The organism is Neopusillimonas aromaticivorans (assembly GCF_030344915.1).
Classification (GTDB): domain Bacteria; phylum Pseudomonadota; class Gammaproteobacteria; order Burkholderiales; family Burkholderiaceae_B; genus Neopusillimonas; species Neopusillimonas aromaticivorans.
The window spans coordinates 732,414-745,507 of sequence record NZ_CP128233.1 but is presented as its reverse complement, the minus strand read 5'-3'; the positions used below and the strand labels follow the sequence as shown (position 1 = coordinate 745,507).

Here is a 13,094-nt window from a genome sequence, read left to right as displayed (position 1 = left end):
AGGCAAAGGCCCAGCCAGAGATGGCGTCAGGGGGTCAGTCGTTCAACAATATTGCCGTTGTCATCGACATGTACAGGGTCAAAATGGGTCATCACATCCAGCACGGCCTCGTGTTCCATCACGCGCCGACGCGCTTCAACGGCAATATCGTGACCCTGGGCGATGGTAAGACGAGCGTCCATTTCAAGGTCAACCTCAACCCAGATCATATCGCCCAGTTTGCGTGTTTTCAGGTCATGCAGACCATAGACGCCGGGTGTAGCGAGCAGGTGGTCACGAATGCGTTGTTCGGTTTCGTCATCGACGGCACGATCCATCAGGTCGCTGAACGCGTTGTGGAAAAATTGCCACCCCATGCGACCGATCATCAGGCCCACAATCAGTGCCGCTACAGGGTCGGCAATGGGCAACCCCAGCAGGTTGGCACCGATACCGACCAGCACCACCAGTGATGAGGCCGCATCAGAGCGGGCATGCCAGGCATTGGCGATCAGCATGCTGGACCGAACCCGTTCGCCTACCCGCAGCAAGTAGCGGAACAACAGCTCCTTGCAGGCCAGGGTCAGTACAGCGGCAATAAGGGCGGCATAGTGGACTTTCCCGATGGCTTCAGGTGTCTGCAGTTTGTTGAAGGCGGACCACAACATGCCAGCACCAACGGCCAGCAGCAGTACACCCAGGATCAGGGACGCTGCGGTTTCAAAGCGCAGGTGGCCGTAGTGGTGGTCGGCGTCTGGCCCCTTCTGGCTGTGTTTGTTGGCGACCAACACCACGAAGTCGGACAGCAAGTCTGAAAATGAGTGAATGGCATCGGCCACCAGGGCTTGCGAGTGCGCAAAAATACCAATAACCGCTTGCGCAACCGTCAGGATGATATTGACGAATACACTGACCCAGGTGCTGAAACGCCCCTGGGCATAGCGGTCGTTGGCTTCGCGTGAATGATGCGAATGCCGGTGGCCCTGGTCGTGTTTATGCATCAGCTGATACGCATGCCAGGGTTGCGCCAGTCCAGGGCTCAAGAATGTAGATGCCCGGGTTGGTGGACTCATCAGCGTGGCTGGCGGCCAGCACCATGCCTTCGGAAACACCAAAACGCATTTTGCGGGGGCCAGGTTGGCCACGACCACGGTCAGTTTTCCAGTCAGGTCGGCAGGCGTGTAAGACGACTTGATCCCTGAAAAATCTGTCGCAAGCGGCTTTCGCCCACATCAAGCATCAGGCGCAGCAGTTTGTCAGAGCCGTCAACTTCGCTGCATTCAACAATTTTTGCGACACGCAGGTCGATTTTGGCGAAATCTTTGAAGTCGATGGTTTCGGCGATTTCTTCGCCGCCGGGTTTGGGAGCCTCGACAACCGGCGGTTCAAACAGGTCATCCAGCATTTTCGGGTCAACACGTTGCATCAGGTGCTTGAATGCGTTGATGCGGGTAGGCAGGCGGGTAGCGTCAGCCCAGGTGTAGGACGTTGCATCGGCGAACAGGTCTTGCGCAACTTGTTCAGCCAGTACAGGCAGAATCGGGGTGAGCATGACGGACAGCGCCTTGAAGCCAGCCAGGGCGCGCGAGCAAACGTCTTGCAGTTGTGCTTTCTGTTCGGTGCCCGCATCGGCAAATCCTTTGGCCATGACCCAGGGCTGGGCAGCGTCGAAAGCCTGATTGATACGGTCGGCGTAGGCCATGGCCGTACGCACGGCACGACCGTATTCGCGGGCCTCCAGGTCGGCTTGAACCGAGTTTGTGACGTCGGTGATGTCGGCAATCAGCGCTGCTGTATCGCCGGCATAGCCCAGCTGGCCGTCAAAGTATTTGTTAATGAAATTGGCGGCGCGGCTGGCGATGTTGACATACTTGCCGACCAGGTCACTGTTGACACGGGCGACAAAATCGTCAGGGTTGAAGTCAAGGTCTTCGACGCGAGCGTTCAGTTTGGCTGCAATGTAGTAACGCATCCATTCGGCGTTCATGCCCAGTTCAAGGTAACGCAGGGTGAAATACCGGTGCCCCGGCTCTTGGACATTTTTTCGCCGCTGACGGTAATGAACCCGTGCACATGCAACTGGTCGGGTACTTTACGACCCGAAAATTTCAGTGTGGCAGGCCAGAACAGTGCATGGAAATACACAATGTCTTTGCCGATGAAATGAATTTGTTCGATGGGGCTGTCAGGGGCGACCAGGGCATCGTAGTCAAGGCCGGCCTTGTTGCAATACGCTTTCAGCGATGCCAGGTAGCCAATCGGGGCGTCCAGCCATACATAGAAATACTTGCCCGGCGCATCCGGGATTTCAATGCCGAAATACGGTGCGTCGCGGGAAATGTCCCAGTCGGCCAGGTTGGCTTCACTGTCGGCTTCGCCGGTGCCCAGCCATTCGCGTGTTTTGGCCAGGATCTCGCTTTGCAGGCGTTTTTGGCCGCGGGCATTGGCACCGGTTGTCCATTCTTGCAGGAACTGCACGCAACGCGGGTCAGACAGGTTGAAAAAGTAGTGTTCTGATGTTTTCAGAACCGGCGTGGCCTTGGTCAGGGTCGAGTACGGTTTGATCAGGTCGGTCGGGGCATACACTGCGCCACAGGCCTCGCAGGAGTCACCGTACTGGTCTTGCGCATGGCACTTGGGGCACTCACCCTTGATGTAACGGTCGGGCAGGAACATGCCCTTGACGGGGTCAAAGAATTGTTCGATTTGACGGGTGCTGATCAGGCCCTGAGCCTTGAGGGCCTTGTAAATGCTTTGAGACAGCTCAATATTTTCGGGGGTGTCGGTCGAGTGCCAGTGATCAAACCGGATATGAAAACCGTTCAGGTACTGGGGGCGTTCGTCGGCGTAGCGTTTCACCAGCGCCTGGGGCGTGATGTTTTCGGCTTCAGCCTTGAGCATGATGGGCGCACCGTGCGCGTCGTCGGCACCCACAAAATGTACGGTATGACCCGCCATTCGCATGGTCCTGACCCAGATGTCGGCCTGGATGTATTCCATGATGTGGCCGATGTGGAAGGAACCGTTGGCGTAGGGGAGGGCGGTGGTGACAAATAAGGTGCGAGACATGAGGGCGCCGATTCATTAGTGTGAAGGAACACCCTCTATTGTAATGAATCGCATGCCCTTGGGGGCTTCTGCCGCTGCACGGTGCGGCAGTGCACAAAGGCTGAGGTTAGCGGATTTCGCGCATTTCGACGTCAACGACGTCTTGCTTGCCAAAGCGTGAGGCTGAGGGTTGGGTCGCGGCACGATAGCGGCTGGCGCTGGCGGCCGCAGCGCGCTGGCGGGCTTCCCAGTAGGCGCGGGCGCCGAAAGGCCGCCCTTTGATTTTGGCCACGATGAACAGGATGCCGATGGCGATCGCTGTGGACACCATGAAAATGAATGCCATGGCCATACCAAAGATGGCCAGTACAAAAAACAGCAAGCCGCGCAAGATTTGATTAAATGTATTCATATAGGTGAGTATGACATTTTTACTGAAAAAAGTTCCATTACGGCCTGCTTTGGTTGGGGCTTGTCATGCAATCCGCTATGCTTTCACTTTGGCATGAATTGCCGCAAAAATACTGTACGAAGGCACCCACATGAGCACCAACCCAGACCAGATATTCAACCTATTGTCTGACGTTATCGATCCCAATACACAAAAGAAATTGGGTCCAATCGTAAAAAAGTGAAATCAGCACAGACGGGCAGGTCGTCAACCTCACTTTAGCGCTGGGGTATCCCGTTTTCAATAGTGAAGCGGCCCTTCGGCAATCCATTGAAACAGCTATTACAGGGGCAGGCTTTAGCCTGGGGCGTTTTGGGTGCCGGCTGGCGGTGCAGACCCATGCTGTACAGCGTGGCTTGAAGCCGTTGGCTAACGTACGCAACATCATCGCCGTAGCTTCGGGCAAGGGCGGGGTGGGTAAAAGTACGACGTCGGTCAATCTGGCACTGGCCTTGCGTGCACAAGGTGCGCGCGTTGGCTTGCTTGATGCCGATATTTATGGCCCCAGCGTACCCATCATGCTGGGTCTGTCCGGCAAGCCCGAAAGTCATGACAACAAAACCATGGAACCTCTGGTCGGCCATGGCATTGAAGCCAACTCAATCGGGTTCCTGATCGACCCCGATTCCCCCGCCATCTGGCGTGGCCCGATGGTCAGTCAGGCCCTCGAGCAATTGTTGCGCCAGACCAATTGGGGCGATCTTGACTACCTGATCATTGATATGCCGCCGGGTACCGGCGATATCGCGCTGACGCTGTCGCAAAAAGTCCCCCTGACGGCCGCTGTCATTGTGACCACGCCACAAGACCTGGCGTTGGCCGATGCCCGCAAGGGCTTGCAGATGTTCCGCAAGGTTGATGTCCCGGTGCTCGGGGTAGTTGAAAACATGTCGATGCATGTGTGCTCGAATTGTGGCCATGCCGAACCCGTTTTTGGTGAGCATGGCGGTCGTGATCTTGCTGCCGAATTCAACTTGCCGTGGCTGGGTTCGCTGCCGCTTGCGCTCAGTATTCGTGCCCAGACCGACGCCGGTACGCCGACTGTGGTGTCCGACCCTGACAGCCCGGCAGCGGCCGAATATCAGCGCATCGCCCATCAGGTCGCTTGCCTGGTGGCTGCCTTGCCCAAAGACATGGCGGGCAAGATGCCGTCTGTTGTTGTTAATCCCTGAGGCATTTGATGCGGTTTGCGGCAGCAGGCGGCGGTCGTTTTTTGGGGCTGTGGTTGCGGCGGGTTTGTGCCTGGCGGCACAGTCGGTCCAGGCGGCCCGGCCCGAAGTGATTATTGATCCGGGCGGGGTGCCGCCCGAGGCGTTGCAGTCCATCATGGGCGCGGTGGATTCCATTACACGGTTGGCGGAAGACCAGGACGGCGGCGAGGTGTCGCGTTTGCGTCGCCGGGCGCGTGACGCCACGTTGTCCGCACTGGCTACCCAAGGCTATTTTTCAGCTCGTGTTGATCTGACGGTTGGCCAGGATCACTTGGGAGAAACCTGGGATATTTCCATCGACCCAGGCAGGCGTGCGGTCGTCGACCAGGTGGATATCCGCTTCACCGGAAAAATTGCCGAGCCTGAATTTTCCGATCGAGTGAGGTTGCTGAAGGAAGAGTGGCCGCTGGACAAGGGGATGCCATTCATCAATGAAACCTGGAGCGATGCGAAATCCGATCTGATTACCGAAGTCAGTCGTAAAGATTTTTACCTCGCCAGAATGCGCCATTCTCAGGCGACGGTGATGGCCGACGAGGCGGTTGCGCAGCTGGAAGTGAATGTGGATAGCGGTCCGCGCGTGCGTATGGGCGAGCTGAAACTTATTGGTTTGAAACGTGTGCCGGCCAAGCTGGTTGATCGTTATGTCCGGTATTCTCCGGGCGAGCCCTATGATCAGGACAAACTGGACGACTGGCAGCAGGCGTTGCAAGCCACGGCGTTCTTCCGGGGTGCTTTTGTCATGCTGGACAACAGTGCCGAGACGCGGGTCACGCGCCCCGACGGCGATCTTGAGATGCCGGTGGTTGTGCGTGTCACCGAGGCTGCCCCGGGGTGTATACCGCGTCGCTTGGGGTCGATAGCGACAACGGGGCGCGCATCGAGGGGCTGTACCGCCAGAATGTAGTCTTTGGTCAGCCGGTCTGGATCGAAACAGGAGTCGGGGTCGACAAGAATCGGCAGCGGTTTTTCTACGATGTGCATTTGCCGCCCGATGACAGCGGGTACACCAACAGTTTCGGCGTATTGGCAAGCCATTCCGATATTCAGGGTGTGGACACCACGCGCCATGCGGTCGGCTGGCGACGCAAGCAGTCCCGTTTGGGTGCAGGTGACAGCCGGGTCGAATATGAAACCCAATGGAGTGTGACAGGTGCCTACGATGATACAAGAATCGATGGTGCCGATGATTACACGGTGCCGACGCTGGTCGCCGGTTGGCAATGGCTGCGGCGTGACGTCAACGACAAATATGACCCTCGCGAAGGTAATCTGATCGATGTCGGCGTGGGTGCCGGGGTGACCCTTGACCAAGGACAAACCTTCTACAAGACCAGTGTGCGAGGGCAGAAATGGTGGCCGATTGGCAAGCGGGATGTGCTGACGGTGCGTGCCGAGGTGGGTAAGGTCTGGGCGCACACCCGTCGTCTGCCGGAAGATTTCGGCTTCCGCACGGGCGGTTCGCGCAGCATTCGCGGCTACAAGTACAACAGCATTGGCGTCTCTCGGGGCGATGCCGTGATTGGGGCTCCGGCACTGGCTTGGGCCAGTATCGAATACATGCATTTTTTCACCGAGCAATTGGGCATGAGTGTTTTTGTTGACGCGGGTGATGCGGCCACGTCGTTTGGCGCCATGAAACTTCATATTGGCTATGGTGCCGGCGTCGTGCTGCGCACGCCCGCAGGCCCTTTTCGGTTGAATTGGCCTACGGGCAGCGCGACAGAAATCTGAGACTTCACTTTTCATTGGGTGTGGCGTTTTGAACAAGCTCTTGCGGCGTCTGGGGCGCCTGGCCTTGTGGACAGGCCCGACACTCGTTCTGCTCTTGGCTGTGATTGCCGGGTTTGTCTATTGGGTTGTGGCATCGCAGCCCGGCACGCGTTGGGCCCTGGAAACGGGCGTGCGCCTGGCGGGTGGCAGCGCGTTGTCTGTGCAAGGTACCATCATCGATGGCGTACAGGTCGGTGCTTTGAAGGTCAGCACGCCGGCCGTCAACATTGACCTTGCTGATCTTGATATCCAAATCGATTGGCCTGCATTGCGGGACAAGCGGGTGCATGCCCGCAATATTTCTGCCGGCCGGCTGTCGCTTGATGTACTCGAGACAGAACCTGCGGCGGCCGACGACACGACGTTTGAATGGCCCGTCTTGCCCGTGACCTTTTCGCTGGATCGTGTTGCGCTAGGCGAACTGAATGTTTCGTTGAACCATCAGCCGCTACTGGTCAAGGTCAATCATCTCGACGCTTCATTGGCGCTCACGCAAAAAGACGCACAGCTGGTGTTTCGTCGTGTTGCCGTTGGGCAGCATGACATTGAGGCTGATGTGGCCGGCGAGTTCCGGCTGATGGCGTTGGCCGATCCCTGGCCGTTTTCCTTGGTCATTGAAACGAAGGCCAAAAGTCAGACACCTGACTCCGTGTTGTGCGCGCGTCATTTCCTGCCCGATCTGCCCGCTGCGGCGCAAGCGGCAGGCACTGTCAAATCAGTAGAGGGGATGTCAACGCGTCAGAGAGAACCGTAAAGTCAGACGGTGTTGAAGTTACTGAACTTGATGCCCTGAGCACGTTTTGTGCCGTTGATCTCAAGGCCCGGGCACAGGGTTCGCAGGATGAGGCCCATATTGAATTGCAGGGCAGTGGCCAAGGGTTGAGTCTCGATGCCGCAGTGGCCCTCGCGCCTCGAGAGGCGTTTCCCTTGCGCAAGGCGGATGTGGCGTTGAAGCTACCTGATGGCTCGTCGCTCGATGGCCGGCTTGATTGGGCCACGCAAGCGCGTTCCGTTGATGCGGCACCTTCGGTCCCCGAGGTTACCGTGATTCAGGCACCAGCCGTTTTGCCGCGCCACACGCTTGATCAGGTGGTCGGTAGCCTGTCGATCCGGCGACTTGATCCGGCCTGGCTGGCCGGTAGTGGATTGCCCGACGCGTTGCTGAGTGTTTCCGCGGATTTTTCAGCCACATTGCATGATCAGACTGAACTGCAGGACGCCCGGATCAGGCTTGACGTTGGGAACGGTTCACGCTGGAATGGCCAACCGCTGGCCGCCGATATTGATTTTGCGGTTAAGGCAGTTTCCCCGGCGGTGCCTCAAGACCCCGGTTACCGTGTTGATGATTTGCGCCTTGACGTCCGGCTTGGCGAAAATCGTCTTTCGGGTGAAGGTCGTCTGGGTTGGGAAAATACGCAACTGCAACTGTTGCTCAAAGCGGTACGGTTGGCTGATTTCTGGCCTGGGGTTGACGGTGCCGCCGAGCTTGATGCCCGGCTGCAGGGGGCCATGGCATCGCATAATCTTGAGCTGCAGGCACGGTATGACATGGGGCCGGCCGGTGGCGACGTGTTGGGCGATGCGCCTGTCGTTTTGCGTACGCGCCTTGAAGGCGGTTACAGTGCGCCAACCGATGCCGCCCCAAACGCGGCATGGACGGGCCGCATTGCCCGCCTTGAGGCGTCTCATGCACAGGTCAGTCTGAATGCCGAACAGCCGGTGCCGCTGCTGCTGCACCCCGAGCCCTTGCCCCCGATTATGTGCTGCAGGTAGGGGCCACCCGGCTGGCCCTCGCGCTGCCGTCGCGCAATTCAGTTGTGCTCGACCATGGGCGCAGCCAGTTCTCACCCGGTCGCTGGACGACTCAGGGCGATATCAATCGTCTCACCTTGTCCAAACGCATCATTGACGAAGTGACCCGTATGATTGTTGCAGCAAAGCCGTCCTTGGACACGGATCGCGGGCGTGTCATTGTCGATGTTGATGATCGTAATGATTTGGTGGAGATGTCCTATGCTCTCAAATGGGATTTTGCATTTGCCGGTGCTCTGTCGGGCAATGCACAGATGCGTCATCTGGGGGTGACCTGATTGTTCCAGTGCGATCCGCCCTTTCCCTTGGGCTTGCGCACGTTCCAGATCGACATGGCAGCCCGGCCGGCCAGCAATGGAGCTGACGGTACCAGCCGGGTGGGCGTTGATGTCACGATCGATACTGTTCGTATGGGTCAGGCGCAGATCCGGGCCGAAACGTTGCTGCGCTCAAGTCAGGGCGGGGGTGTCAGTCAATACCCGTGATCCCACAACAGTTCAGGTCACCGGCGACATCAAGGATCTGGCCTGGCTGAGTCTGTTTGTTGGTGACGATACAGAAATCGGCGGCTCGCTTGCGGCCAATGTGCAGGCTCGCAGCCGGCCTGACGGAACCTGGTTGACCAGCGGTACAGTGACCGGGCAGAACATTCGGGTAGTACGCATTGATGATGGCGTGCGACTGGTCGATGGCACATTACGGGCGCACATGGAGGGTGATCGTTTCATCATTGATGGCCTGTCGTTTCCTGCGGTACGTCGCGCCGTCCCCAAAGAGTGGCGCACCGAAGAGTGGACGCGCGCCAACCCCGAGGCCCAGGGCGGCAATCTGACGCTCAGTGGCTATTGGGATTTAAGTGAAATGGGCGGCAATGTGGCGATTGACCTGCATCGTTACCCGATCCTGCAGCGATCCGATCGCTTTGCAATGGTGTCGGGTCAGGTGAAGGTGGTCATGCCCTCCGAGAAAATTGATATTACCGGCAAAGTCATGGTGGATGCAGGCTGGGTTGACCTTGATATGCTCAGCAGTGTTCCCACGGTTGACAGCGATGTTGTCGTGGTTCGTGCGGGCCAGGCTCCAGCGGCTCCCGCCAGCAACACAGACCTTTCGCTGGATATTGATATCGATCTGGGGCCACGGTTCTACATTACGGGTTACGGGGTCGATTCAGGGCTGGTGGGCCAGTTGCGCATCGTGATGGCTGAAGGCAAGCTGCAAGGCTATGGCGCCTTGCGTACGCGCGGCGGCTCTGTCTCGGCGTATGGTCAGCGTTTGCGATTGCGTCAGGGCACGATCACCTTTCAGGGCGACATTGCCAGCCCGGTGCTCAGTATCGAGGCCTTGCGTACCGGTGTTGCGGTCGAGGCGGGTGTGCGTGTCAGCGGAACGGCCCGCAAGCCCAGAATTGATCTGATTTCTTACCCCGAAGTGTCTGATGTGCAGAAGCTGTCTTGGTTGTTGTTGGGGCGGGGGCCGGATGACTCAGGCGGCGATGCTGCTTTGCTGTTTTCGGTGGGTTCATCGTTCCTGGGCGATGGCGAGCCGTTTTACAAGAAATTCGGTCTGGACGAGGTCAGCATGCGTTCAGGTGAGCTGGGTAGCGTTGGCAGCATCTTGCCTGCGGAATCCGTGGTGCGTGGCCTGGACAGTGGAACCAGCGACATCGAGCGCAAGTTCATGGTGGCGGCCAAGAATCTGGGGGCGGGCTTCAGGGTCAGTCTGGAGCAGTCTCTTTCAGGCACCGGAACAGTGGGGCGGGTCAGTTACCGGCTGGCTCGTGGCCTTTCGGCCCAGTTCACGGTCGGTACGGTCAGTGGTCTGGCGCTTATTTACCGATATGTGGCCCGCGAATAAACCATTTTCCGGGCTTGCGCGCATTTGTCATGGGCTGGCTATAAAATACAGCCCCATTGAAATAAGGGAACGTTATGTCGATTAAAAGTGATCGCTGGATTCGTCGTGTTGCCCAAGAGCACGGCATGATCGAGCCTTTCGAGCCGGGTCAGGTGCGGTCGGTAAACGGCGGCAAAATCGTCAGTTACGGCACCAGCAGTTACGGGTACGACGTGCGCTGTGCGGACGAGTTCAAGATTTTTACCAATATCAACTCGACCATTGTCGACCCCAAGGCGTTTGATGAAAAGTCTTTTGTCGACTTCAAAGGTGATGTCTGCATTATTCCACCGAACTCGTTTGCCTTGGCCCGAACCGTCGAATACTTTCGTATTCCTCGCAGCGTTCTGACGGTATGTCTGGGTAAAAGTACGTATGCCCGTTGCGGCATCATCGTTAACGTCACGCCGCTCGAGCCCGAGTGGGAGGGGCACGTTACACTTGAATTTTCCAACACCACCCCGCTGCCGGCCAAGATTTACGCCGGAGAGGGTTGCGCACAAATGTTGTTTTTTGAAAGCGACGAGGTTTGTGAAACCTCATATCGTGACCGTGGCGGCAAGTACCAGGGTCAGCAGGGCGTGACATTGCCACGCACATAGGAGTCTTGCGCATGAAATTCCGTTTCCCCATCGTCATCATCGACGAGGATTACCGTTCCGAGAACGCTTCTGGTCTGGGCATTCGCGCGCTTGCAGCCGCGATCGAGGCCGAGGGCGTGGAAGTGCTGGGCGTTACCAGCTACGGTGACCTGAGCTCGTTTGCCCAGCAGCAAAGCCGGGCCAGCGCTTTTATTTTGTCGATCGACGATGAGGAATTCGACGTCGATTCGCCAGAAGATGTGGCCAATGCCATCAAGAACCTGCGCTCGTTCATTGGTGAGCTGCGGTTCCGCAATGAACATATCCCCATTTATCTGTATGGCGAGACGCGTACCTCGCAGCATATTCCAAACGATATTTTGCGCGAGTTGCACGGCTTCATTCACATGTTTGAAGATACGCCCGAGTTCGTCGCGCGTCATATCATCCGTGAAGCGCGCGCTTACCTGGATGGTCTGGCGCCGCCGTTTTTCCGTGAACTGGTCAAGTATGCCTCTGACGGGTCGTATTCATGGCACTGTCCCGGTCACTCGGGGGCGTGGCATTCCTGAAAAGCCCGGTCGGTCAGATGTTCCACCAGTTCTTCGGTGAGAACATGTTGCGTGCCGACGTGTGCAACGCGGTTGATGAACTGGGCCAGCTACTTGACCACACCGGCCCGGTAGCCGAGTCTGAACGCAATGCGGCCCGCATTTTCAATGCGGACCACTGCTTTTTCGTGACCAACGGCACATCCACGTCGAACAAGATTGTCTGGCATGCCAACGTGGCCAATGACGATATCGTGGTGGTTGACCGCAATTGCCACAAGTCAATTCTGCACGCCATTACCATGACCGGCGCTATCCCGGTGTTCCTGCGCCCTACGCGTAATCATCTGGGGATTATCGGGCCGATTCCGCTTGAAGAGTTCGAGCCCGAGTCGATCAAGGCCAAAATCGAGGCCAACCCGTTCGCGCGTGATGTCAAGAACAAGCGTCCACGCATCTTGACCATTACGCAAAGCACCTATGACGGTGTCAGCTATAACGTGGAAATGATCAAGGAAAAGCTGGGCTCTGAAATCGATACGCTGCATTTCGACGAGGCCTGGATTCCGCACGCGGCATTCCACGATTATTACAAGGACATGCACGCCATTGGCAAGGACCGTCCGCGCAGTAAGGATGCCATGGTATTTGCCACGCACTCGATTCACAAGTTGCTGGCCGGGTTGTCGCAAGCGTCACAGATTACGGTTCAAGAGCCGGAAAGTCGCAAGCTCGACCGTAACGTGTTCAACGAAGCGTACCTGATGCACACGTCAACGTCGCCGCAGTACGCCATTATTGCGTCTTGCGACGTGGCGGCGGCCATGATGGAACCCCCGGCGGCACTGCGTTGGTCGAGGAAAGCATCAACGAAGCGCTGGAATTCCGCCGTGCCATGCGCAAGGTTGAGTCCGAGTTCGGCAAAGATGACTGGTGGTTCAAGGTGTGGGGGCCCAAGCGTCTTGTGCCTGACGGTATTGGCAGTCGTGAAGACTGGATGCTGGAAGCCGATGACGAATGGCACGGCTTTGGCCCGCTGGCCAAGGGCTTCAACATGCTAGACCCGATCAAGGCCACGATTGTCACGCCGGGCCTGGATATCTCGGGCACCTTTGCGGAAACCGGTATTCCTGCAGCGCTGGTATCCAAGTATCTGGCCGAGCACGGTGTGGTCATTGAAAAAACCGGGCTGTATTCGTTCTTCATCATGTTCACCATCGGCATTACCAAGGGCCGCTGGAATACTCTTTTGACCGCGCTTCAGCAGTTCAAGGACGACTACGACCGCAACCATCCGCTGTGGCGCATTTTGCCTGATTTCTGCAAGGAAAATCGTCGCTATGAACGTATGGGGTTGCGTGATCTTTGCCAGGAAATCCACGAGGCGTATCGCAACCACGATGTGGCCCGGCTGACGACGGAAATGTATCTTAGCGACATGGTGCCTGCCATGAAGCCTTCGGATGCCTACGCAAAAATGGCCCACCGCGAGGTCGAGCGTGTTTCCATTGACGAACTGGAGGGCCGTGTTACCGGTGTGTTGCTGACGCCGTATCCGCCCGGTATTCCGCTGCTGATTCCTGGCGAGCGATTCAATGAACGCATCGTCAACTATTTGCAGTTCGTGCGCGAATTCAATTCCCGTTTCCCGGGTTTTGAAACGTATGTGCACGGTTTGGCCGAAGATATTGGTCCCGATGGCCAGCCCCGTTATTACGTTGACTGCCTTCGTGAAGACTAAGCGTGTCTTGTGCTGATTTCGATGTCGCCATCATTGGTGCCGGTGCGGCCG

8 protein-coding genes and 4 pseudogenes are annotated in these 13,094 nt (G+C 57.4%); 9 read left to right on the top strand and 3 right to left on the bottom strand.

The features are described from left to right. Positions 1 to 26: 26 nt before the first annotated feature. From N7E01_RS03930 to N7E01_RS03920, 3 genes and pseudogenes are all read right to left on the bottom strand, one after another. Entirely contained in the window at positions 27 to 980 is a 954-nt protein-coding gene (locus N7E01_RS03930) for a cation diffusion facilitator family transporter (protein ID WP_289174688.1), read from the bottom strand. Continuing rightward, positions 980 to 3,048, bottom strand: a pseudogene (metG, locus tag N7E01_RS03925) (methionine--tRNA ligase). The gene N7E01_RS03930 and the pseudogene metG overlap by 1 nt, the downstream one beginning before the upstream one ends. 106 nt (positions 3,049 to 3,154) lie before the next feature. Then, entirely contained in the window at positions 3,155 to 3,439 is a 285-nt protein-coding gene (locus tag N7E01_RS03920; RefSeq protein ID WP_289174687.1) for a hypothetical protein, read from the bottom strand. A 130-nt stretch (positions 3,440 to 3,569) separates the two neighbouring features. Here N7E01_RS03920 and apbC point away from each other — a divergent pair. The 9 genes and pseudogenes from apbC to N7E01_RS03875 all read left to right on the top strand — a co-directional run bounded on the left by apbC (position 3,570) and on the right by N7E01_RS03875 (position 13,043). After that, positions 3,570 to 4,650, top strand: a pseudogene (gene apbC / locus N7E01_RS03915) (iron-sulfur cluster carrier protein ApbC). Positions 4,651 to 4,699: 49 nt separating this feature from the next. After that, a pseudogene (locus N7E01_RS03910) lies at positions 4,700 to 6,455 on the top strand (autotransporter assembly complex protein TamA). Beyond that, on the top strand, positions 6,452 to 7,216 hold the full coding sequence (locus N7E01_RS03905) for a hypothetical protein (RefSeq protein WP_289174686.1): 765 nt from the start codon (positions 6,452 to 6,454) through the stop codon (positions 7,214 to 7,216). The pseudogene N7E01_RS03910 and the gene N7E01_RS03905 overlap by 4 nt, the downstream one beginning before the upstream one ends. Positions 7,217 to 7,320: 104 nt before the next feature. Beyond that, positions 7,321 to 8,235 carry a translocation/assembly module TamB domain-containing protein gene (locus N7E01_RS03900; RefSeq protein WP_289174685.1) on the top strand — a complete coding sequence of 305 codons (915 nt, stop codon included), beginning with the start codon at positions 7,321 to 7,323 and terminating at the stop codon, positions 8,233 to 8,235. Further along, positions 8,223 to 8,552: a hypothetical protein gene (locus N7E01_RS03895; protein ID WP_289174684.1), complete on the top strand. Its 330-nt coding sequence runs from the start codon at positions 8,223 to 8,225 to the stop codon at positions 8,550 to 8,552. Before N7E01_RS03900 ends, N7E01_RS03895 begins: the two co-directional genes overlap by 13 nt. Continuing rightward, positions 8,553 to 8,759 (top strand): hypothetical protein, encoded by a 207-nt coding sequence (locus N7E01_RS03890; RefSeq protein ID WP_289174683.1) that lies wholly within the window; start codon positions 8,553 to 8,555, stop codon positions 8,757 to 8,759. Beyond that, positions 8,740 to 10,131, top strand: a complete 1,392-nt coding sequence (locus tag N7E01_RS03885; protein ID WP_289174682.1) for a translocation/assembly module TamB domain-containing protein — start codon at positions 8,740 to 8,742, stop codon at positions 10,129 to 10,131. Before N7E01_RS03890 ends, N7E01_RS03885 begins: the two co-directional genes overlap by 20 nt. 74 nt (positions 10,132 to 10,205) lie before the next feature. Further along, complete coding sequence (dcd, locus tag N7E01_RS03880) at positions 10,206 to 10,772, top strand: dCTP deaminase (RefSeq protein ID WP_289174681.1); 567 nt, start codon at positions 10,206 to 10,208, stop codon at positions 10,770 to 10,772. An 11-nt stretch (positions 10,773 to 10,783) separates the two neighbouring features. Next, a pseudogene (locus N7E01_RS03875) lies at positions 10,784 to 13,043 on the top strand (Orn/Lys/Arg family decarboxylase). The last annotated feature ends 51 nt before the right edge of the window (positions 13,044 to 13,094 follow it).